Origin of the sequence: Mycobacterium sp. EPa45, from assembly GCF_001021385.1 — a bacterium.
In the GTDB taxonomy this organism is placed as follows: domain Bacteria; phylum Actinomycetota; class Actinomycetes; order Mycobacteriales; family Mycobacteriaceae; genus Mycobacterium.
In genome coordinates this window covers 1,332,901-1,353,195 of sequence record NZ_CP011773.1, presented here as the reverse complement: position 1 = coordinate 1,353,195, position 20,295 = coordinate 1,332,901, and the positions used below count along the sequence as shown (strand labels likewise).

Below are 20,295 nucleotides of genomic sequence, written 5' to 3'. Positions count from 1 at the left end.
TGGCACGATGGCGCGGCTGAGCGAACCCAGCCCTTACGTCGAGTTCGACCGGAGTCAATGGCGTTCCCTGCGCATGTCGACTCCGTTGAAGCTGACGGAGGACGAACTGGTTGGGCTGCGCGGTCTGGGCGAGCAGGTCGATCTGCTCGAGGTCGAAGAGGTCTACCTGCCGTTGGCCCGGCTCATCCATTTGCAGGTCGCCGCGCGCCAGCGACTGTTCGCCGCCACCTCGGAGTTCCTCGGTGAGCCGCAGCAGAATCCGGATCGGCCGGTGCCGTTCATCATCGGCGTCGCAGGCAGCGTGGCCGTCGGCAAGTCCACCACCGCCCGCGTGCTGCAGGCGCTGCTGGCCCGCTGGGAGCACCACCCGCGCGTCGACCTGGTCACCACCGACGGCTTTCTCTACCCGAACGCAGAGCTCACCCGTCGAAATCTGATGCACCGCAAGGGTTTCCCGGAGAGCTATAACCGCCGGGCACTGATGCGGTTCGTGACGACGGTGAAGTCCGGCGCCGACCAGGTGTGCGCTCCGGTCTACTCACACCTGATCTACGACATCGTGCCTGGCGAGAAACACGTCGTCACCCATCCCGACATCCTGATCCTCGAAGGGCTCAACGTCCTGCAGACAGGTCCGACCCTGATGGTGTCGGACCTGTTCGACTTCTCGGTGTACGTCGACGCCCGCATCGAGGACATCGAGCAGTGGTACGTCGACCGCTTCCTGGCGATGCGGGCAGGCGCATTCGCCAACCCGGCCTCGCACTTCCACCACTACGCCGGCCTGACCGACACTCAGGCGGTCGCCGCCGCCCGCGACATCTGGAGCTCGATCAACCGGCCCAACCTGATCGAGAACATCCTGCCGACGCGGCCTCGGGCGACGTTGGTGCTGCGCAAGGACGCCGACCACGCGATCAACCGGTTGCGGCTGCGCAAGCTCTAGTTCTGCGGCACTCGGGTGAGCGGGTTGAGCCGCAGCACCGGCAGCGGGAACGCGAACTCCGCCTCCCCGGCGTCCGGATCGGAGTAGATACCGACGCTGTAGACGCCTGCGGAGTACACCGTGATCGGCAGATGGTGGGCGAAGACCCGGAACTTGACCGGCACCCCGGGGTTGTCCGGCCACTGCCAGGCGAACTCCAGGAGACCGACCCGCTCTCCCTCGGGCGATTTCGCGACGATGTAGCGGCGCGGCTCGTAGTCGCTGCCGCCCGGCGCGTGGACGGCCAGCACCAGCGGCACGGTGATCTGCGAAGGCAAACTCTCCACGTAGCAGCTCGTCATCGGGAAGCCTTCGGCGGTTACCCCGCCAGCCTCTTCCAGGACCGCCTTGCGCGCGGCGGCGAACGCTACGACATGCATGCCGCAAACCCTATTTGATGCGGCGCACACCCAGGTACTGCAGGTCGGCGAACACCAGCGTGTACACCCCACTGGCCAGAGTGACAACCACGCCCGCAGTCGTCATATCGAACTCGATCACGGCCACCACGGCCGCGACGGTGAAGACCAGGTTGGCGATCGCGGTGGCGATGCCAGCCGTGCGCACCCGCTGCAGGCCTGCCGCCAGGAACACCACGACGGCGTAGACGACGAACACTGCGCCGGTGGCGAACTCGGCCGCTTTAGGGTAGCCGGTGAAACCGGAGATCGGTCCGGCGGCGGCCATCAAAACGATGCCGCACAGACCGGACAGGACGGCGTCGACCCGCATGGCCATCCGCAGCAGCGAGTCCGACGTGGTGGTCGACAGGGTGGTGGTCATAACTGTTCCTTTCGTGGGGGGTTGTGAAGTGCCGGTGCCGTGGCGAATCACGCCAGACGGCGCACTCCGAGGTACTGCAGGACGGCGAAGGTGGCGGTGTAGAGGGCGCCGGCCAGTGCGGTGAGGGATCCGAAAGTGGTCAGCGGCAACACGCCGGCCTCAGCAAGGACGACGAAGCCGACGGTCCCGACGCTGTTGAACACGACCAGCCCCGTGCCGACCCGACGCAGGTCGGGCGCGGCGGCCAGCGCATAGACGACGAGTCCGCAGAGCACGAAGGCCGCTCCGGCGATGTAACCCTGCGCGGCGGTGAGTCCGGTCAGCCGGCCCAGCGGGTCGGCCATCGCTGCGATGGCCAAGCCGAGCACACCGGTTCCGGTGGCGTCGACACGCATCGCGAAACGCAGTAGTGAGTCTCCTGAATCAGCGAACGGGTGGGTCCTGGGAGTGATGGCGGTCATGGTGTCGAGGTTGCTCAGAAGGCACTGCCAGATCGACGCCTGGCACTGCCAAGCACTGCCAGGGTGCAGCTCAGGGCTGTGATACGGCTACGCGTCCGCGCAGGTCTGCGGCGATCAATCGCGCCGCAGCGTTCTGCCAGTTGTGCAGCGAGCGCTGTGGCACCTCGGTGACGAACCACTGCCAGGCCTGCCGGGCCACCGGATCCAGGCCGGCGGCGGTGGCGTTCTGTGCGTACGCCCGCACGCCGACGACGTAGGGGAAGTACAGCGCGTTGTAGTAGCGCCAGTGCTCGGTGGTACCGAACGGTTCGCCGCTGCGCGGCTTCAGGCGGGCGATGTGCTCGGCGAGCACGGCCTTGAGTTCGTTGGCCCGCTCCAGCGGCTGGTCGGGCGCCCCGCGGGCGGCCAACCGCTCATCGATGACGGGCAACTGGGTCAGCGGACTGGCGACAAGTTTGGACAGATCGCCGTAGTGGCCCAGCGCACGGCGGGTCAGCCGCGCGAAGGCCTCGTCGTCGAGGGCGTCCAGCGGGTTGGCGGCGACCAGCGGAAGCGCGGCTTCCGCGCCGCGCAGCGCGGCGCGGTCGGCGCGCAGGCGCGGTGAGCGCGAGAAGGCCAGCCGGTCCAACAACCCGGCCAGCGGGTCGGCCAGCACATTGATGGCGATCGCGACGGCCAGGCTGGTGAACAGCAGCACGGTCAGCGCGGTACGGCCGGACCCGTCGGCACCGGTGACCGACATCCCGATCAGCGCCTGCCCGCCGAACAGCACCGCCACCACCACGGTCGCGATGAAGGACCGCAGCATGTCGGCCCGCAGCGCCTGACCCTCGTCGAAGGCATCCCACAACGCGACCGCCAGGCCCAGCAGCAACACGTCAAAACCGGTGGAGGCCAACGCCAACCAGCTCGGTACCAACCCCAACGGAATCACCAGGATCGCGTTGCCCAACGCGAAGAACAGCGTCGCGATAACCACCACACCGGCCACCCGACCGGGCTGCGCGGCCCGGCGGACGGCGGCCAGCATCGCACCCAGCGTGGACACCGAGATCACCGCGAACATCACCCAATGACCGGTGCGCAGCGGGCCCACCACCGAGCCGGCCAGCACTGCGCCGACGAGCGTGAGCGCCGCGACGACGCCGATCAGGGTCAGCTCGACGACGCGGCTGCGCCAGGTGTCGATCGGGCGGGCCAACTCGAGGACCACGGCAAACCAGGCCACCCCCGGCACCGCGACGAGGTAGATCTCGATCTGCCCGAGCAGCTCGGCGTTCCCGACACTGACCAGCCGCACCGCATCCAGCGCCACCACGCCGGCGAAGCCGCACAGTCCGACGGCGGCCAGCACCAGCACGGGCTTGCGCGGATCGCGCGCCAGCAGATAGAGGCCCAGCCACCAGCTGAGCGTGAAGACCACCGCCGACAGCGCAGCCATCACATCCCGAATCGCCGATGCCTGCGGCTGTAGGCGCGCAGCGCGCGAAGGAAGTCCACCCGCCGGAACGCCGGCCAGTGCGCCTCGGTGAACCACATCTCCGAATAGGCGCTCTGCCACAACAGGAATCCGGACAGCCGCTGCTCCCCCGACGTCCGGATCACCAGATCGGGGTCGGGCTGCCCCGAGGTGTAGAGGTTCTCCGAGATGCCCTCGATCGTGACGGCTTCGATCAGCTGTTCCGGGGTGGCGCCGTTGGCCAGCTGCTTGCTCAACAGCGCCCGCACGGCGTCGACGATCTCCTGCCGCCCGCCGTAACCGACGGCGACGTTGACGTGAAAGACGGCGGTGGACGCCAGCGGCGTGGTGCTGTCGACGGCGTCGCGCAGCCGCTTCGCGGGCTCCTCGCCGAGCAGCTCCAGATCACCCACCGTGCGCACGCTCCAGCGGTTGGCCGGCGCGCAGATCTGTTCGACGACGTCGGTGATGATCTCGATCAGCGACGACAGTTCGTCGGGATCGCGCTGCAGGTTCTCGGTCGACAACAGGTAGACCGTGGCCATCTCGATGCCGGATTCTGCACACCAGCGCAACATTTCGGCGATCTTGGCCGCGCCCATCCGGTACCCGTACGCGACGTCGTCGTGACCAGCATCACGAGCCCAGCGCCGATTGCCGTCGCACAGCACGGCGATATGCCGGGGCAGCTGGGATTTGGAGCGCGCCAACTCCTGGCGCAGCCGCATCTCGTAGAGCCGGTAGGCCGGATCCTTGAGGCGAGGCGGAATGATCTCCACGACAAACCAGACTACTGTGACGAGCAGGTACCCCCGGTCGCGAATTGGAGGTGACATGACCGCAAGAGTCGAGGCCGCCGACGAGGCTCAGCAGCCATCGCCCCGCGATTACGCCGAAGACTTCCCCGAAGCGGTGGTCGACGCCGCCGCCCAATTCCTCGGCAAGCCCCGCGCCCGCGGGTGGATCCACGTTTACGCCGCCGTCGTGGCCTTCATCGCCGGCGCCGCGCTCATCTCGGTGTCATGGGCGCTGGAAGGTCTGCGGGCAGGGCTCTCGACGTTCGTCTACACGATCACGATCGTCGCGATGTTCGCCGTCAGCGGCACGTACCACCGGGTCAACTGGAAGTCGGCGACGGCGCGCAAGTGGATGAAGCGCGCCGACCATTCGATGATCTTCATCTTCATCGCGGGCAGCTACACCCCGTTCGCGATGCTGGCGCTGCCCGAGCGCAGCGGCCTCATCCTGCTGAGCATCGTGTGGGGTGGGGCGCTGGCGGGCGTACTGCTCAAGATGTTCTGGCCGTCCGCCCCGCGGTGGGTCGGGGTGCCGCTGTATCTACTGCTGGGGTGGGTGGCCGCCTGGTTCATCGTGCCGATCATGAACGGCGCGGGGGTTGCCGCGCTGGTGCTGCTGATCGTCGGCGGCGCGCTGTACAGCGTCGGCGGGGTGCTCTACGCGCTGAAGTGGCCCAACCCGTGGCCGACGACGTTCGGCCATCACGAGTTCTTCCACGCCTGCACCGCGGTAGCCGCGATCTGCCACTACATCGCGATGTGGTTCGCGGTCTTCTAGCTCGGCGGGCAGGAGCGAAGCGACCCGGCGTTGGGACCGCTCAGAGCTGCGTGACGTTCTCCGGGCCCCAGTAGGCCTTCATCGACGTCACCAGACCGTCGCCGTTGAACGTCATCACCTCGATGACGTCGATCCGCATGGCGCCGGCGACCGTCAGGGCGAAGAGAAACGCCGCCTCGCTGCCGCCGGCGCGGAACTCCAGCAGCTCCGAGGACACCTCGGCGCCCTCGATCGTCTTGTAGAAGCCTTCGATGGCCTGCCTGCCGATGTGGACCTCGCCGCACCCCACCGGATCCTCCAGCGTGGCGTCCTCGGCGTACAGCGCCGCGACGTCGGCCGCCTTGCCCGCGGCGACGGTGCTCAGGTAACGGTTGACCAGGGCTTCCAGATCGAGGGCATCGCTCATGGCCGGAACGCTACACGGACACACCCAGCGCGTCGGCGAGTTCCCTGGCACCGGTGACCGGCAGGTCGCAGGTCCGCCCGCGGCACACATAGGCGGCGTCCTTGCCGCCGATCCGGTCGCGGCCTTCCAGTAGCGGCGAGGAATCGACCGCCCCGCCGACGACGATCGCGCCGCCGGGCGCCAATTGCCGTGCAGCGGCGAGCAATTCGGAGTCTGGGCGGTCACTGGAGACGGCCACCTGCAACGGCCCGCGAATGGCAGCCTCGGCGACCGCCAGCCAGTGACCGGCCGACCGCGGGGCGCGGGCCAGCAGCGGCGAATGCGCCAGGAGCGTGGCGTCGGCAGCCTGGCCGTAACGTGTCGCGCGATCGGCGTCGACCAGATGCGCGGCAGTCAGCAGCGCCTCGGCGATCAACGACGCACCCGACGGCGTGGCGTTGTCCAGTGGGTCGGCGGGCCGGACCATCAGCGGCTCGGCGTCGTCGGCGGTGTCGAACCAGCGACCCGGACGCTGCGGGTCGGCGAAGTGCCGCAGCGCGATGTCGAGCAGATCGGTGGCGCTCGACAGCCACGCTGCATCGCCGGTGAGCTGGTAGAGCGTCAGCAACCCGGTGGCCAGCGCCGCGTGGTCCTCGAGGATGGCCGCGCTGTCGCCCACCACCCCGCCCAGGCTCGCCCGCCGCAACCGGCCGTCCACGACATGCAGGTCCAGCAGGGCCGTGGCACACCGCGCCGCCGCCGTCAGCAGTGGTGGAACATCAAGGGCCACACTGGCTTCGGCCAGCGCAGTAATGGCCCACCCGTTCCAAGCCGTGACGATCTTGCCGTCGCGCGCGGGCTGCACCCGCGTCGACCGGGCGGCAAGCAACGCCGACCGGACCCGCTCAAAGCGCTCGGCGTCGTCGGGATCGGTAGGCAATTGCAGCACCGAGGCGCCATGCTCGAAGGTGCCGCGCTCGGTGACCTCGAAAAGGGTTGCCGCCCAAGCGCTGTCGCCGTCGGCGAGCACCTCGTTCAACTGTGCCGGTGTCCACACGTAGGTGGAGCCTTCGACACCCGCGGCATCGGCATCAAGCGCGGAGGTGAACATGTCGCCGTCGGCGAGGTCGCCCAGCAGGAACCCGGCGGTTTCGGCCGCGATCCGCAGTGCCAACCGATCGCCCGTGCGCCGGCCCCAGTGCGCGTACGCCCGCAGCAGCAGCGCGTTGTCGTAGAGCATCTTCTCGAAGTGCGGCACCACCCAGTCGGCATCGACGCTGTAGCGCGCGAAGCCGCCGGCCAGCTGGTCGTAGATGCCGCCGCGCGCCATCGCGGTGCCGGCGCGGATCACCGCGTCCAGCGGCAGCGGCGAACCGGTGCGCTCGTAGGTGCGCAGCAGCGCCTCCAACAACGCCGACGGCGGGAACTTGGGGGCCCGCCCGAAGCCTCCGCGCTCGACGTCCTCGTCGCGCAGGACCGCCATGACCGCGTGGTCACACAGCGCGGGCTCGATCTCGGGACCGCCATCGGGCAGCCCGGCCGCCATCCGCCGCAGCTCCCCGGCCACCTGGTCGGAGGCCTCTTCGACCTCGTCGCGACGGGACTGCCAGGTCTCGGCCACTGCGCTCAGCAGCTGCAGGAATTGCGGCTTCGGGTAGTAGGTGCCGCAGAAGAACGGCCGTCCGTCAGGGGTCAGGAAGCAGGTCATCGGCCAGCCGCCCTGCCCGGTCATCGCCACCGTCGCGTTCATGTACACCGCGTCGAGGTCCGGCCGTTCCTCCCGGTCGACCTTGATGCACACGAAGTCAGCGTTCATCGCTGCGGCCACGTCGTCGTCCTCGAACGACTCGTGAGCCATCACATGGCACCAGTGGCAGGCGGCGTACCCGATCGAGAGCAGGATCGGCACGTCGCGGCGGGTGGCCTCGGCCAGCGCCTCCGGGGTCCACTGCTGCCAATGGACGGGGTTGTCGGCATGCTGACGCAGATAGGGGCTGGTCGCGTTGCCGAGCGTGTTAGCCGCCGGGCTCATGCGGGGGTCTCTTGGCCTCACCCTCGTGTGCCGCCCCCTCGTCTGTCGTCGCGCTCACCGGATGGTCGGTGGACTCGGCGTCCTGCGAAGGCGTCGCGTCGAAACTTTCCGGCAGTTTCTTGAGGTGCTTGTTCATCGACCACACCAGGACGAAAACGCAGATCAGCAGGATCACGACGATCAGCAGGCCGAACGGGCTGGCCTTGCCGAAATCCGGGCCGGTGTTCTTGGGCGGATCGGCCAGTATCGACACGGCCGTCGTGAACAGGTCTCTCACTCGAAGATCTCGATTCCGGTGAACAGGTCGTCTTCAGGAAGATTGACGGGCACCCGCGAACGAGCCAATTCGAACTCCTCGGTAGGCCATAACCGCTGCTGCCACTCTATTGGCGTCGCGAAGAAGAATCCGCCGGGGTCGATCTGGGTGGCGTGCGCTTTGAGCGCCTCGTCACGCTGGTTGAAGTACTCCGAGCACAGGACCCGGGTGGTCACCCGCCCCGAGAAGATGTCGATCTCGGGATCCCACTTCTTCAGCCAGTCGGCGAACGGACCCTCCTGGCCGTGCTTGGCGAACTCGTCCTGCAGCAGCTGCAGCCGGGCGCGCAAGAAGCCGTGGTTGTAGTAGAGCTTGCTCACCGCCCAGGGCTCGCCGGCGTCCGGATACAGCCGGTGGTCGGCGGCAGCTTCGTAGGCGGCCACCGAAACCTGATGGCAGCGAATGTGATCCGGGTGCGGATAGCCGCCGTTCTCGTCATAGGTGGTCACGACGTGCGGGCGGAATTCTCGGATCAGCTTCACCAGTTCGCCAACCGGCTGCTCCAGCGGAACCAGCGCGAAACAGCCGTCGGGCAGCGGCGGGAGCGGGTCCCCCTCGGGCAGCCCGGAATCCACGAACCCAAGCCACTTGTGTTCCACTCCCAGGATTTCCGCGGCCCGGGCCATCTCGTCGCGACGGATGTCGGCGATCCGGCCCCGCACCTCGGGCAGGTCCATCGCCGGATTGAGGATGTCGCCGCGCTCGCCGCCGGTCAGGGTCACCACCATGACCCGGTGGCCTTCGGAGGCGTAACGGGCAAGGGTGGCGGCGCCCTTACTGGACTCGTCGTCCGGGTGGGCGTGCACGGCCATCAACCGCAGTTCGGTCACTTCTCCCCTGTACTCACTGTGTCGTCATCGGGCTTACCTGCTGATGTAACAGCTGCGGCGCGCCCTATAGTCCAATAGTTCCATTCGGGGTGTGGATACCCCCAATCGATGCCTGCCGACGAGAGACTCATCCCAAACTCATGACCGCCAGCCCGCCGCAGCTCCCCGAGTCGCGCTACGGGCGCACCCGCCTGGCGCCGGCCGCCCGGCGGCGGGTGGCGTTCGCGCTGGGTGTCCTGGTTCTGGCCGCCGGCGTCGTACTCGCTCTGATCGCTTACCAGCGTTTCGAGGGCAACGACGTGGAAGGCAAGATCGCCGCGTATCAGGTCACTGACGACCACACCGTCTCGGTGACGATCAGCGTGACCCGAAAGGACCCGTCCCAGCCGGCGCACTGCATCGTCCGAGTTCGTTCTCACGACGGCGCCGAAACCGGCCGGCGAGAAATTCTGGTGCCGCCGTCGTCGGAGGAGACCGTGCAGGTCACCACCGTTGTGAAGTCGTACAAACGACCGTTCGTCGGCGATATTTACGGCTGCGGAAACGACGTTCCCGGCTATCTCGTCGCGCCCTGACCGGCGACCGAACCACTAACACGGAACTGCGAAAGCATGAAGGGCGGCTGTCCTCGCGGTGGTAGACTTGGTCGATACACGGTTCCTGCTGGGAGCCGTGTATTGCTTCATTAGCGCGTTTGCTCGCAGCTCTTCGACGGCAATACACGCGGAGTGATCCGCACTTTCCCGGCAGCAACAACAGACTGCAACGCCAACATGCGCGGAACCAACGAATGAGGAGCGCGACCAGATGACCGACACCCAGGTGACTTGGCTTACCCAAGAGTCGTATGACCGGCTCAAGACCGAGCTGGATCAGTTGATCGCCAATCGTCCGGTCATCGCCGCCGAGATCAACGACCGTCGCGAAGAAGGCGACCTGCGCGAGAATGGCGGCTACCACGCCGCGCGCGAGGAGCAGGGCCAGCAGGAAGCGCGCATCCGCCAGCTGCAGGAGCTGCTCAACACCGCCAAGGTCGGCGAAGCACCCAAGCAGTCCGGTGTCGCGCTGCCCGGCTCGGTGGTCAAGGTCTACTACGACGGCGACGAGTCCGATACCGAGACCTTCCTGATCGCCACCCGCCAGGAGGGCATCGACCACGACAAGCTCGAGGTCTACTCGCCCAACTCCCCGCTGGGCGCTGCTCTGCTCAACGCCAAGGTCGGCGACACCCGCGAGTACGCGGTACCCAGCGGCAAGACCGTCAAGGTCACGCTGGTCAGCGCCGAGCCCTACCACTCGTAACCCCCTCGCGCGTGGCGCGCATCGCAGAAGACCTTCTACTGCTGCTGCTCGACAACGGTGCGGCACAGCCGGCCGTGGAGCCGAGCCTGCTGCAACGGCTACTGGCCGCCGCGGTCTTGTTGGATCTGGCCTACGACTGCCGGGTCCGGCCTGCGCTGCCGGGTGAACCGGTCCCGCCCGATCACCTGGTCGCACTCGCCGGGCCGCCACCACTGGATCCCGTGGTGCGTCCAGCGCTGAGCCTGCTCCACGAGGCACCGGTGACGCCCAGCGCCGCGATCAACAAGCTGCGCAAGCACACCGAGGACCGGGTCATCGATCAGTTGCTGCGCACCGGCCAGGTGCATCAGATTGCGTTGTCGCAGAATCGGTTTCGCCGCAACTCCTACGCCTGGCCGCTGGCCAGCCGCGCGCGGGTGGATGCGGCCCGGTCGGCGATGTTGTCGACGCTGTTCGACGGCACCTGTCCCGATCCCGCGACGGCGACGATCGTCTCGCTGCTGCACACCATCGGCGGGCTCGGCGCGGTGTTGAGCCTCAACGACCGCGGCTGGCACTGGGTCGTTGACCGGGCAAGCGAAATCGCAAGCGGCACATGGGTGGACGACACCAAGATGGCTGAGGTCAATTTGGCGGTGACCACCGCCGCAGTGCGGTACGCGCTAGTTTAGGGCTTGCTCGAGGTCGCCGAGCAGGTCTGCCGGATCCTCGATCCCCACCGAGAGGCGAACCAGATCGTCGGGCACCTCGAGCTGCGATCCCGCCGTCGACGCGTGCGTCATGGCACCGGGATGTTCGATCAGCGACTCGACCCCGCCCAGCGACTCCGCGAGAATGAAAACCTCAGTGCGCGAGCACAACCGGCGCGCCGCCTCGATACCGCCGCGCATCCGCACCGACACCATGCCACCGAATCCGCTCATCTGCCGCGCGGCCACCGCGTGGCCGGGATGCGACGACAGACCGGGATAGAGGACCTGGCTTACCGCGTCATGCTCGGACAGGAATTCCGCCACCCGAGCGGCGTTGGAGCTGTGCCGCTGCATCCGCAACTCGAGGGTCTTCAGACCGCGCATGGTCAGATACGCATCGAACGGGCCCGGCACCGCGCCGGCACCGTTCTGCAGGAAGGCGAACTTGGTGTCGAGTTCCTCGTCGTTGGTGACCAGCGCGCCACCGACGACGTCGGAATGCCCGCCGATGTATTTCGTCGTCGAGTGCAGCACGATGTCGGCACCGAGGTTCAGCGGCTGCTGTAGCGCCGGTGAGGCGAAGGTGTTGTCCACCAAGACTTTCTGGCCGGCGGCCGCCGCGATTTCAGCGATCGCCGTGACGTCGGCGATCGACAGCAGCGGATTGGTGGGGGTCTCCACCCAGATCAGCTTGGTGTCGGGAGTGATCGCCGCGCGGACCGCGCCGAGGTCGGACAACGCCACCGGGGTATGGGCGACTCCCCACTGGGTGAACACCTTGTCGATGAGCCGGAACGTGCCGCCGTAGGCGTCGTCGGGAATGACGACGTGGTCACCGGGACGCAGCACCGCGCGCAACGCACAGTCGGTGGCGGCCATGCCAGAACTGAACGCCCGCCCGAACGTGCCGTCTTCGACCGCGGCGAGCACCGCCTCCAGCGCCGCCCTGGTCGGGTTCCCGGTCCGCGCATACTCGTATCCACCACGAAGGCCGCCGACGCCGTCCTGGGCGAACGTACTGCTGGCGTAGATCGGCGCGTTGACCGCACCGGTCGCGGGGTCGGGACGGTACCCGGCGTGGATGGCCCTGGTCGCGAACCCCTGTGCCCGGTGCCGGTCGGCTGCGCTGCGCTGCTCACTCATCGGTTTCGAGCCTATCGGCTCGCGACGTCAGAGCGGCACGCACACCGTCGTCATGATTTTATCGGCGAGCGTCTGCCGCTTGGCATCCCACAACGGGAACAGGTAGCCGATGTAGCAGATGATCGCGTCCACGAAGTGCGCGATCTGGCGCACGATCGACAACCCGAAACCGATCGGCTGACCGGTCTTTTCGCTGATCACCTTGAACTTCAGGACCGACTTGCCGATGCTCGACCCGGTGGTGCCCTGGCGGTAGCCGTAGTTCCACAGCGCGAACGCCAGGCTGGCGAGGCCGAACACGAACGACAGGATCAGCCCCAGCGTCGACGGCTGCGACGTGCAGTACACGCCATAGCTGTTGTCGACGCTGCTCGAGGTGCAGTTGTTCTCACCGGTGGCCACCATCAGGCCCTGTCCTACTCCGGACAGGATCGCGATCGGGATCACGTCGATGATCCAGGCGCCGACCCGCTTGATCCACGGTGTGTAGGCCTCCTTGGACAGCACACCGGCGCCCGGCGGAGGCGGCGGCGGGTAGCTGCCCGGCGGAGGCGGCGGCGGATAGTTGCCCGGCGGAGGGGGCGGGTAGTTGCCGGGGGGAGGAGGAGGCTGCGTCATCGAAAGTCCTTGTCTACAGAGGGAGGCAGACGGTGGTCATGATCTTGTCGGCCAGGGTCTGGCGCTTGCTGTCCCACAGCGGGAACAGCACGGCGATCAACCACACGACGCCGAGGCAGATGTAGGACGCCACCAGGTACAGGATCTCGCGCACGAACGACAGGCCGAAACCGATTGGCAGGCCGGTCTTTTCGCTGACCACCTTGAACTTCATCACGGACTTGCCGATGCTCGAGCCGGTGGTGCCCTGGCGGTAACCGAGGTTCCAGACCACGAACGCGACCGCGATCAGACCGGCGACGATCAGGGCCACGGTGCCTGCGGTCGAGGTCCCCGACGCGCAGTAGGCGCCGGTGTCGTACTCCGACGTGTCGGTCACACATTCGGTGTCCGTCGTGCCGATCACCACGCCATAGCCGATGCCCAGGATGATGTACGCCGGGATGTAGTCGATGAGCCACGCGACGACGCGGGTGAACCACGACGTGTAGGCGCTCTGCGGCAGCTGGGGAACCGGCTGGCCGGGCGCGGGCGGGCCGCCGAAACCGGCGCCAGGCGGCGGCGGTGCGTAACCGCCCTGTGGCGGCGGTGGCGGCGGGTAGTTCCCGGCAGGCGGCGGCGGGTAGTTCCCCGGCGGGGGACCTGGCGGTTGTTCGGTCATGGCGCCTTCCAGTTCGACGGAGATCACCTGGGATAAAGCGGCCTAAATGTACCTGAGAGAAACCTGCGTATCGCGGCAAAGCGCAATCTTCATCTGAGCGCAATATGCCGCTTTAAAGAATTTGCCCGAGTAACTACTTCACCGTCGGCGCGGCCCGTCGGACAGGAAGCCCAGCAGATCATGGCGGGTGATGACGCCGACGGGCTTGCCCTCCTCGACGACCATCAGCGCATCCCGTTCGCCGAGCGCCTTGGCTGCCGCGCTGACCAACTCCCCCGCGCCGATCAGCGGCAGCGGCGGACTCATGTGCACCGACACCGCGTCGGCAAGCTTGGCCCGTCCCTCGAACACCGCGGAGAGCAGCTCCCGCTCCGACACGCTGCCGGCCACTTCGCCGGCCATCACCGGAGGTTCGGCACCGACGACGGGCATCTGGGAGACGCCGTACTCGCGCAGGATGCCGATGGCGTCGCGCACGGTTTCCGACGGGTGGGTGTGCACCAGGTCGGGCAGCGCCCCCGATTTGCCGCGCAGCACGTCGCCGACGGTCGGCTCGACCACCGAACCGTCCAGGCGGCTGCGCAGGAACCCGTAGGACGACATCCAGCCGTCGTTGAAGATCTTCGACAGGTAGCCGCGGCCACCGTCGGGCAGCAGCACCACGACCACCGAATCGGGCCCGGCCTCCTGGGCGACCTTGATCGCGGCGACGACGGCCATGCCGCAGGAGCCGCCGACCAGCAGGGCCTCTTCCCTGGCCAACCGACGGGTCATGTCGAAGGAGTCGGCGTCGGAGACCGCGATGATCTCGTCCGGCACAGCCGGGTCGTACGCAGCGGGCCAGAAGTCCTCGCCGACACCCTCCACCAGATAGGGGCGTCCGGTGCCGCCGGAGTAGACCGAGCCCTCCGGGTCGGCGCCGATGATCTTCACCTTCCCGCCGGATACCTCCTTGAGGTACCGCCCGGCGCCGGTGATGGTGCCGCCGGTGCCGACGCCAGCGACGAAGTGCGTCACCTTGCCGTCGGTATCGGCCCAGATCTCCGGGCCGGTCGACTCGTAGTGGCTGGCCGGCCCCATCGGGTTGGAGTACTGGTCGGGCTTCCACGCGCCCTCGATCTCGGTGACCAGCCGGTTGGAGACGCTGTAGTAGCTGTCCGGATCGTCCGGGGCCACGGCTGTCGGGCAGACGACGACCTCGGCGCCGTAGGCGCGCAACACGTTCCGCTTGTCTTCACTGACCTTGTCCGGGCAGACGAAGATGCACTTGTAACCGCGCCGCTGCGCGACGAGGGCCAGGCCGACGCCGGTGTTGCCGGAGGTGGGTTCGACGATCGTTCCGCCGGGCTTCAGTTCGCCGCTGGCCTCCGCGGCGTCGATCATCTTCACGGCGATGCGGTCCTTGGCGCTACCGCCGGGATTGACGTACTCGATCTTGGCCGCGACGATCCCCGAACCCTCGGGCACGACAGAGTTCAGTTGGACCAGTGGGGTGTTCCCGATCAGCTCGCTGATGTGCGACGCGATTCGCATACCTACATCGTGTCAGGCCGCGCGCGTCGACGTTCAGCCGGTGGCTTCGCGGATGTACTCCCCGATCTGCCGTAGCGAGCGCTTGGCCTCCGGGATGATCGGGGCGGCCAGCTGGAAGTCGTGAATCTGACCCGGCCACACCCGCACTTCGGTGGGCACACCGGAGGCGGCGAGCCGGCGCGCCGCCAGCCGGGCGTCGTGCAGCAGGACCTCCGATCCGGACACGTGAATCAGCGTGCGCGGAAGGCCGGGCTCGATGTGGTCGAGCGGCTCGTAGACGCCCTCGGGCTCGCCGTCGACGATCTGTTTGGCCGCCGCCCGGGCCACCAGCGCGACCAAGGCGTCGAAGGCCCTGGGCGGGAACATCGCATCGGTGTGAATGTTCGGATGGGCCAGCTTCTGCTCGTGGTCGAGCTGCAGCAGCGGCGAGATCGCGACCAACGCGGCCGGCTCCTCACCGAGGGCCTGCAGCCGCTGCGCCAACGTCAGCGCCAGGTAGCCGCCCGCGGAGTCGCCCGCCAGGACGATCTGATCGGGCTCGTAACCGCGCGTCCGCAGCCACTGGTAGGCGTCGTAGCAGTCGTCCACCGCGTTGCCGATCGAGTGCTTGGGGATCAGCCGGTAGTCGACCACGAGCACCGGCGAGTCGGCGTACTTCGACAGCGCGACGGAGATCCGGCTGTGCGAGTTCACGCCGCACGTCAGGAAGGCTCCGCCGTGCATGTACAGCACAACGCGACGGTTGCCGTCGGCGGGCAGGACGCCGGGGGCACGGACCAGTTGCGCGGAGGCGTTCGGCAGACCGACCGTGGCGCGGACGGTGCCGGGGGTTGGAAGCAACGCGCGTGCGACGAAGTCGACCACGCCGAACGGCCACGGCCAGTGCGGCACATGGCTGAGCACGGCCAAGGTGGGCCACATGGTGACTCGGGTTCCCATCGAGACCAATCGCGCGGCCATACTGGGGCCGCTCTCGACAACCTCGACCGGTGCGCCGTCGGAGACCGGGTACCGGCGCGGACGACCACCGCTGCCAGCATGAACATGATGAGGGGCAGAGGCCCGGACTTTACTGGGTGCGGTCATCGTCAACACTCCCTACGCCAATGTAGATACGTGTCCCGGACCATCGAGCGAAGCCCGGTAACTTAGCTTGCCACCTGCATTACCTACAACAACTAACGATCTGATTTCTTACCGGATCTGATATCTGTCCGTAATCGCGGGGCCACTGTTGGGACTCGAAGTCCCGCCCGAACAGCACCTAAACTGGCGGCGTGGGGATACGCGCGACGCGGAAGTCGACAGCCGCGCTGGCGGCGGCGGGATTACTGGCCTCGACCGGGACCGCCGTACTGGGTGCACGCAGTTTGCTCACCGGACAGGCGGACCAGGTTCGGAACGTGATCCCCAAGTCATGGGACATGCCGCCGCGCGCCGACGGCGTCTACGCCCCGGGCGGCGGCCCGGTCCACCGCTGGGAACGCGGCGTGGAGTTCGACCTGCATCTGATGGTGTTCGGCGACTCGACGGCAACGGGGTACGGCTGCCGTTCCGCCGACGAAGTGCCCGGCGTTTTGCTCGCCCGCGGCCTCGCCGAGGAGTCCGGCAAGCTGATCCGGCTGTCGACCAAGGCGATCGTGGGCGCGACGTCCAAGGGCCTGTCCGGTCAGGTCGACGCGATGTTCGTCGCCGGTCCACCCCCCGATGCGGCGGTGATCATGATCGGCGCCAACGACATCACCGCCCTCAATGGCATCGGCCCGTCGGCGCGCCGGCTCGGCGCGGCGGTGCAACGCCTGCGCGCATCCGGTGCGGTGGTGGTCGTCGGGACGTGCCCGGATTTCGGTGTCATCAAAGACATCCCGCAGCCGCTGCGGTGGACCGCCCGAAACCGTGGACTGCGCCTGGCCCGCGCCCAGGCCGCCGCGGTGCGCACCGCGGGCGGGGTGCCGGTGCCGCTGGCCGACCTGCTCTCGCCGAATTTTCTGCAGGCGCCCGACGTGATGTTCTCCGAGGACCGCTACCACCCGTCGGCGGCGGGGTATGCGTTGGCGGCCAACCAGTTGATGCCGGCGCTGTGCCACGCGCTCGGCGAGTGGACGGGAGCGACGGTGCCGGACCTGCCGTGGCTGACCAAATCGGAGGCCCGGGCGCTGACCGACCGGCTCGGGCCGCTGACGCGGCTCCTCCGTCGTAAAACGACTGGGGTCCCCGCACCGATCGTTGCGACCGCGAGCTAGGTTCGTGTGCAGTCTCGCTGCACCCAAGCTGCACACCAAGGAGTCGTCATGCCCGAAGCCGTCATCGTGTCCACTGCCCGCTCGCCGATCGGTCGCGCGATGAAGGGGTCGCTGGTCGACATTCGTCCCGACGATCTGGCCGCCCAGATGGTGCGTGCTGCACTCGACAAGGTGCCCGCGCTCGATCCGCGTGAGATCGACGACCTGATCATGGGTTGTGGCCAGCCCGGCGGTGAGTCGGGGTTCAACATCGGCCGCGCTGTCGCCGTCGAGCTGGGCTACGACTTCCTGCCCGGCACCACGGTGAATCGGTACTGCTCGTCGTCGCTGCAGAGCACGCGAATGGCGTTCCACGCGATCAAGGCCGGCGAGGGCCACGCGTTCATCTCGGCCGGCGTCGAGACCGTGTCGCGCTTCGGCAAGGGCAACGCCGACGGCTGGCCGGACACCAAGAACTCCCTTTTCGCCGACGCCATGTCCCGGTCGGAGCAAGCCGCCGCCGGTGCCGACGAGTGGCACGACCCGCGCGAGGACGGCCTGCTGCCTGACGTCTACATCGCGATGGGCCAGACCGCAGAGAACGTCGCACTGCACACCGGAATCAGCCGGGAAGACCAGGACCACTGGGGCGTCCGCTCCCAGAACCGGGCCGAGGAGGCCATCAACAACGGCTTCTTCGAGCGCGAAATCGTGCCCGTCACGCTGCCCGACGGCACCGTCGTCGCCAAGGACGACGGCCCGCGCGCCGGCACCAGCTACGAGAAGATCAGCCAGCTCAAGCCGGTCTTCCGGCCCAACGGCACGATCACCGCGGGCAATGCCTGCCCGCTCAACGACGGCGCCGCCGCGCTGGTGATCCTGTCGGACACCAAGGCCAAGGAGCTGGGGTTGACCCCGTTGGCGCGTGTCGTGGCGACCGGCGTTTCCGGCTTGTCGCCGGAGATCATGGGCCTGGGCCCGATCGAGGCCGTGAAGAAGGCGCTCGCGCAGGCGAAGATGTCGATCAACGACATCGACCTCTACGAGATCAACGAGGCCTTCGCGGTCCAGGTGCTCGGCTCGGCGCGGGCGTTGGGCATGGACGAGGACAAGCTCAATGTCTCCGGCGGCGCGATCGCGCTCGGGCACCCGTTCGGCATGACGGGCGCGCGCATCACGGCCACACTGCTGAACAACCTGCAGACCTACGACAAGACGTTCGGCATCGAGACGATGTGCGTCGGCGGCGGCCAGGGCATGGCCATGGTCATCGAGCGGCTCAGCTAGGCCTCCTCGCATCGAGTCAGACCTCAGGGCGACGGTGGCTCGACTTCATCGCCCTGAGGTCTGACTGGATGTCCATGCACGCCTGGCCCGTTCGATGATGTCGGGCGTTCGGTCGCCGGCGATCACCCGGATCCGCCGCCACCCGACGTCGGCGATGTATTCCGATCGGGTCCGATCGTCGCGATAGATGCCGCGATCCAGGCGGTGCTGCTCGCCGTCGTATTCGACCGCGACCATCACATCGCGCCAGCCCATGTCCAGGAAGTAGTACGAGCGCGCGTCGGCTCTGAGCACCGGTATCTGGGTCTCGGGGCGAGGGAATCCGGCGGCTATCAGCAGTAGCCGCAACCAGGTCTCTCGCGGGGACTGCGAGCCGGCGTCTGCGAGGTCTAGGACCGCGGGGACTCGGCGGACACCTCGCACGTTGGGATGACGCGGCAGCAGCCCCAGTACGTCGTCGACGGACAACCGGGTGGCATTCGCCAGTGCATCGACGTGGGTCACCGCCTGCCTCATCGTCCCGAGCCGCGCGAGGTCGAACGCGGTGCGTGGCACGGTGGTGACCGGTAGACCCGGTATGGGGTGCACTTCGTCGTCGAGCAGGGTCTCGGCGCGGCTGATGATCCCCCGCGGCGCCTTATTGTTCGGATAGTTGAGCTCGATCGGAGTTGACGCGTCGATCCATTTCGCTCCGTGCACTGCGGATGCCGCCAAGCCCGTCACGACCGCGCGACCCCGAGACCAGAGAACCGCCGCGACCGCGCGATCTCGAATCGAGAGTTCGCCGCTGCCATAGGCGTACACGTCGGGAAAGATCCGGCGACAGTGAGCGCGAAGTTGGTACCTGGTCAGCTCACCCGCAGCGACCGCCGCACTCCCGATGAACACCCGTTGCATTCATGAGAGCGTCACGCATGCGGCGCATTCCGGTGTTCACCCATCCACAGCCCATCGAGCCAGAACTGGCTGCGATGAGAAAGCCCCGCGCACTGCCGTGAGGTCTGACTCGATGGAGGACTCCCCGCATACGACAAAGCCCCGGCCATCAGGCCGGGGCTTTGCACGCAGAGAGCTGCTAGCGCTGCTGGAAGTAGCTGAGCAGTCGCAGGATTTCGATGTACAGCCATACCAGCGTCACGGTCAGGCCGAGCGCCACGCCCCAGGCTGCCTTCTCCGGCGCGCCGGCGCGGATCATCTGGTCCGCGGCGTCGAAGTCGATCAGGAAGCTGAACGCCGCGAGCGCAATCACGAACAGTGAGAAGGCGATCGCGATCGGACCACCGCTGCGCAGGCCGAGGCCCTCGCCGCCACCGACACCGAACATCGCCAGCACGAAGTTGCCGAGCATCAGCACCAGCACGCCGACCATGGCGGCGACGATCATGCGGGTGAACTTGGGCGTCACCCGGATGGCGCCGGTCTTGTAGACGACGAGCATGCCGAAGAACACGCCGATGGTGCCGAGCACCGCCTGGCTGATCAACACCCCGGCGTTGGCGCCGGACACCACGACGTTGGCGAAGATGAACGACACCGCGCCGACGAACAGCCCTTCGAGCGCCGCGTAGCTCAGCACGATGGCCGGGTTGTCCTGCTTACGGCCGAAGGTGGCGATGAGCACCAGCACCAGTCCGCCGAGCCCACCGATCAGGGTGAGCGGCATGGCCAGCGCCAGGTTGGCCGACACCAGGAAGTAGGAAATGACCGCGACGACGGACAGCACACCGAGGGTGATGCCGGTCTTGGTGACGACGTCGTCGATCGTCATGGGCCGCGAGACACCGGTCTGCGGCTGGTAGGCGCCCGCGTAGGGATCGGTCTGGTAAGCCACCTGCTGGGCACCGGCGACACCGGTACCGAATTGTGCGTATCCGCCCTGCTGCTTGGGCAGCGAACGAAATACCGGGTTGCTGGTCTCCCGCACCGTCGGAATCCTCTCGTGGAAGTCGCGTAACACACCGTCAACGAACGGCTGCCGGAACCGGTTCCCAGGAAGTCCACAATGTTCTTC

General features: G+C 67.5%; 23 protein-coding genes. 7 read left to right on the top strand and 16 right to left on the bottom strand.

Annotated elements, in window-relative coordinates; all coding sequences use genetic code 11:
• Positions 1 to 7 precede the first annotated feature (7 nt).
• A complete protein-coding gene (coaA, locus tag AB431_RS06335) occupies positions 8 to 946 on the top strand; it encodes a type I pantothenate kinase (protein ID WP_047329214.1) in 939 nt (312 codons plus the stop codon).
• Here the strand turns inward: coaA and AB431_RS06330 are convergent.
• The 5 genes from AB431_RS06330 to AB431_RS06310 are packed head-to-tail and all read right to left on the bottom strand — an operon-like array spanning position 943 to position 4,467.
• A complete protein-coding gene (locus tag AB431_RS06330) occupies positions 943 to 1,365 on the bottom strand; it encodes a hypothetical protein (RefSeq protein ID WP_047329213.1) in 423 nt (140 codons plus the stop codon). The two genes, coaA and AB431_RS06330, sit on opposite strands and share 4 nt — an antisense overlap.
• 10 nt (positions 1,366 to 1,375) lie before the next feature.
• Complete coding sequence (locus AB431_RS06325; protein ID WP_047329212.1) at positions 1,376 to 1,768, bottom strand: hypothetical protein; 393 nt, start codon at positions 1,766 to 1,768, stop codon at positions 1,376 to 1,378.
• Positions 1,769 to 1,815: 47 nt separating this feature from the next.
• The gene (locus AB431_RS06320; protein WP_369803052.1) at positions 1,816 to 2,247 is read right to left on the bottom strand and encodes a hypothetical protein; all 432 of its coding nucleotides are present in this window, start codon (positions 2,245 to 2,247) and stop codon (positions 1,816 to 1,818) included.
• A gap of 52 nt (positions 2,248 to 2,299) precedes the next feature.
• Positions 2,300 to 3,670 carry a hypothetical protein gene (locus AB431_RS06315; RefSeq protein ID WP_047329210.1) on the bottom strand — a complete coding sequence of 457 codons (1,371 nt, stop codon included), beginning with the start codon at positions 3,668 to 3,670 and terminating at the stop codon, positions 2,300 to 2,302.
• Positions 3,670 to 4,467, bottom strand: coding sequence for a (2Z,6E)-farnesyl diphosphate synthase (locus AB431_RS06310; RefSeq protein ID WP_047329209.1), 798 nt, complete (start codon positions 4,465 to 4,467; stop codon positions 3,670 to 3,672). The genes AB431_RS06315 and AB431_RS06310 overlap by 1 nt, the downstream gene beginning before the upstream one ends.
• A 55-nt stretch (positions 4,468 to 4,522) precedes the next feature.
• On the opposite strand from AB431_RS06310, the gene AB431_RS06305 reads away from it, so the two are divergent.
• On the top strand, positions 4,523 to 5,263 hold the full coding sequence (locus tag AB431_RS06305; RefSeq protein ID WP_047329208.1) for a hemolysin III family protein: 741 nt from the start codon (positions 4,523 to 4,525) through the stop codon (positions 5,261 to 5,263).
• 40 nt (positions 5,264 to 5,303) lie between these two features.
• Here AB431_RS06305 and AB431_RS06300 read toward each other — a convergent pair whose 3' ends face one another.
• The 4 genes from AB431_RS06300 to mca are packed head-to-tail and all read right to left on the bottom strand — an operon-like array spanning position 5,304 to position 8,826.
• On the bottom strand, positions 5,304 to 5,669 hold the full coding sequence (locus AB431_RS06300; RefSeq protein WP_047329207.1) for a nuclear transport factor 2 family protein: 366 nt from the start codon (positions 5,667 to 5,669) through the stop codon (positions 5,304 to 5,306).
• A gap of 10 nt (positions 5,670 to 5,679) precedes the next feature.
• Positions 5,680 to 7,680, bottom strand: coding sequence for a thioredoxin domain-containing protein (locus tag AB431_RS06295; protein ID WP_047329206.1), 2,001 nt, complete (start codon positions 7,678 to 7,680; stop codon positions 5,680 to 5,682).
• The gene (locus AB431_RS06290) at positions 7,664 to 7,957 is read right to left on the bottom strand and encodes a hypothetical protein (protein ID WP_047329205.1); all 294 of its coding nucleotides are present in this window, start codon (positions 7,955 to 7,957) and stop codon (positions 7,664 to 7,666) included. The genes AB431_RS06295 and AB431_RS06290 overlap by 17 nt, the downstream gene beginning before the upstream one ends.
• Complete coding sequence (gene mca / locus AB431_RS06285) at positions 7,954 to 8,826, bottom strand: mycothiol conjugate amidase Mca (protein ID WP_047329204.1); 873 nt, start codon at positions 8,824 to 8,826, stop codon at positions 7,954 to 7,956. Before mca ends, AB431_RS06290 begins: the two co-directional genes overlap by 4 nt.
• Before the next feature lie 140 nt (positions 8,827 to 8,966).
• Between mca and AB431_RS06280 the strand changes: the two genes are divergently transcribed.
• The 3 genes from AB431_RS06280 to AB431_RS06270 all read left to right on the top strand — a co-directional run bounded on the left by AB431_RS06280 (position 8,967) and on the right by AB431_RS06270 (position 10,799).
• A complete protein-coding gene (locus tag AB431_RS06280) occupies positions 8,967 to 9,401 on the top strand; it encodes a DUF4307 domain-containing protein (RefSeq protein ID WP_047329203.1) in 435 nt (144 codons plus the stop codon).
• 232 nt (positions 9,402 to 9,633) lie between these two features.
• The gene (gene greA, locus AB431_RS06275; protein ID WP_047329202.1) at positions 9,634 to 10,128 is read left to right on the top strand and encodes a transcription elongation factor GreA; all 495 of its coding nucleotides are present in this window, start codon (positions 9,634 to 9,636) and stop codon (positions 10,126 to 10,128) included.
• Between the two features lie 11 nt (positions 10,129 to 10,139).
• A complete protein-coding gene (locus AB431_RS06270; RefSeq protein WP_047329201.1) occupies positions 10,140 to 10,799 on the top strand; it encodes a GPP34 family phosphoprotein in 660 nt (219 codons plus the stop codon).
• Here the strand turns inward: AB431_RS06270 and AB431_RS06265 are convergent.
• The 5 genes from AB431_RS06265 to AB431_RS06245 form a co-directional block, all read right to left on the bottom strand.
• On the bottom strand, positions 10,791 to 11,963 hold the full coding sequence (locus AB431_RS06265) for a cystathionine gamma-synthase (RefSeq protein ID WP_047329200.1): 1,173 nt from the start codon (positions 11,961 to 11,963) through the stop codon (positions 10,791 to 10,793). The genes AB431_RS06270 and AB431_RS06265 overlap by 9 nt on opposite strands.
• A gap of 27 nt (positions 11,964 to 11,990) precedes the next feature.
• Positions 11,991 to 12,581: an RDD family protein gene (locus AB431_RS06260; RefSeq protein WP_047329199.1), complete on the bottom strand. Its 591-nt coding sequence runs from the start codon at positions 12,579 to 12,581 to the stop codon at positions 11,991 to 11,993.
• 13 nt (positions 12,582 to 12,594) lie between these two features.
• Positions 12,595 to 13,242, bottom strand: a complete 648-nt coding sequence (locus tag AB431_RS06255) for an RDD family protein (protein ID WP_052960447.1) — start codon at positions 13,240 to 13,242, stop codon at positions 12,595 to 12,597.
• 138 nt (positions 13,243 to 13,380) lie between these two features.
• On the bottom strand, positions 13,381 to 14,775 hold the full coding sequence (locus AB431_RS06250) for a cystathionine beta-synthase (protein ID WP_047329198.1): 1,395 nt from the start codon (positions 14,773 to 14,775) through the stop codon (positions 13,381 to 13,383).
• Positions 14,776 to 14,808: 33 nt separating this feature from the next.
• On the bottom strand, positions 14,809 to 15,861 hold the full coding sequence (locus AB431_RS06245; RefSeq protein WP_047333142.1) for an alpha/beta hydrolase: 1,053 nt from the start codon (positions 15,859 to 15,861) through the stop codon (positions 14,809 to 14,811).
• 191 nt (positions 15,862 to 16,052) lie between these two features.
• On the opposite strand from AB431_RS06245, the gene AB431_RS06240 reads away from it, so the two are divergent.
• Entirely contained in the window at positions 16,053 to 17,018 is a 966-nt protein-coding gene (locus AB431_RS06240) for an SGNH/GDSL hydrolase family protein (RefSeq protein WP_047329197.1), read from the top strand.
• A gap of 48 nt (positions 17,019 to 17,066) precedes the next feature.
• Positions 17,067 to 18,284: an acetyl-CoA C-acetyltransferase gene (locus AB431_RS06235; protein WP_047329196.1), complete on the top strand. Its 1,218-nt coding sequence runs from the start codon at positions 17,067 to 17,069 to the stop codon at positions 18,282 to 18,284.
• A gap of 45 nt (positions 18,285 to 18,329) precedes the next feature.
• On the opposite strand, the gene AB431_RS06230 is transcribed toward AB431_RS06235, so the two are convergent.
• Positions 18,330 to 19,181 carry a hypothetical protein gene (locus tag AB431_RS06230; protein ID WP_047329195.1) on the bottom strand — a complete coding sequence of 284 codons (852 nt, stop codon included), beginning with the start codon at positions 19,179 to 19,181 and terminating at the stop codon, positions 18,330 to 18,332.
• 178 nt (positions 19,182 to 19,359) lie between these two features.
• Positions 19,360 to 20,208, bottom strand: coding sequence for a Bax inhibitor-1/YccA family protein (locus AB431_RS06225; RefSeq protein ID WP_047333141.1), 849 nt, complete (start codon positions 20,206 to 20,208; stop codon positions 19,360 to 19,362).
• Between the last annotated feature and the right edge of the window lie 87 nt (positions 20,209 to 20,295).

Coding starts and splice junctions, on each gene's coding strand:
- coaA (WP_047329214.1), top strand. CDS start 8: ATGGCGCGGCTGAGCGAACCCAGCCCTTACGTCGAGTTCGACCGGAGT.
- AB431_RS06330 (WP_047329213.1), bottom strand. CDS start 1,365: ATGCATGTCGTAGCGTTCGCCGCCGCGCGCAAGGCGGTCCTGGAAGAG.
- AB431_RS06325 (WP_047329212.1), bottom strand. CDS start 1,768: ATGACCACCACCCTGTCGACCACCACGTCGGACTCGCTGCTGCGGATG.
- AB431_RS06315 (WP_047329210.1), bottom strand. CDS start 3,670: ATGGCTGCGCTGTCGGCGGTGGTCTTCACGCTCAGCTGGTGGCTGGGC.
- AB431_RS06305 (WP_047329208.1), top strand. CDS start 4,523: ATGACCGCAAGAGTCGAGGCCGCCGACGAGGCTCAGCAGCCATCGCCC.
- AB431_RS06300 (WP_047329207.1), bottom strand. CDS start 5,669: ATGAGCGATGCCCTCGATCTGGAAGCCCTGGTCAACCGTTACCTGAGC.
- AB431_RS06295 (WP_047329206.1), bottom strand. CDS start 7,680: ATGAGCCCGGCGGCTAACACGCTCGGCAACGCGACCAGCCCCTATCTG.
- AB431_RS06280 (WP_047329203.1), top strand. CDS start 8,967: ATGACCGCCAGCCCGCCGCAGCTCCCCGAGTCGCGCTACGGGCGCACC.
- greA (WP_047329202.1), top strand. CDS start 9,634: ATGACCGACACCCAGGTGACTTGGCTTACCCAAGAGTCGTATGACCGG.
- AB431_RS06265 (WP_047329200.1), bottom strand. CDS start 11,963: ATGAGTGAGCAGCGCAGCGCAGCCGACCGGCACCGGGCACAGGGGTTC.
- AB431_RS06260 (WP_047329199.1), bottom strand. CDS start 12,581: ATGACGCAGCCTCCTCCTCCCCCCGGCAACTACCCGCCCCCTCCGCCG.
- AB431_RS06255 (WP_052960447.1), bottom strand. CDS start 13,242: ATGACCGAACAACCGCCAGGTCCCCCGCCGGGGAACTACCCGCCGCCG.
- AB431_RS06250 (WP_047329198.1), bottom strand. CDS start 14,775: ATGCGAATCGCGTCGCACATCAGCGAGCTGATCGGGAACACCCCACTG.
- AB431_RS06245 (WP_047333142.1), bottom strand. CDS start 15,861: ATGACCGCACCCAGTAAAGTCCGGGCCTCTGCCCCTCATCATGTTCAT.
- AB431_RS06235 (WP_047329196.1), top strand. CDS start 17,067: ATGCCCGAAGCCGTCATCGTGTCCACTGCCCGCTCGCCGATCGGTCGC.
- AB431_RS06230 (WP_047329195.1), bottom strand. CDS start 19,181: ATGCAACGGGTGTTCATCGGGAGTGCGGCGGTCGCTGCGGGTGAGCTG.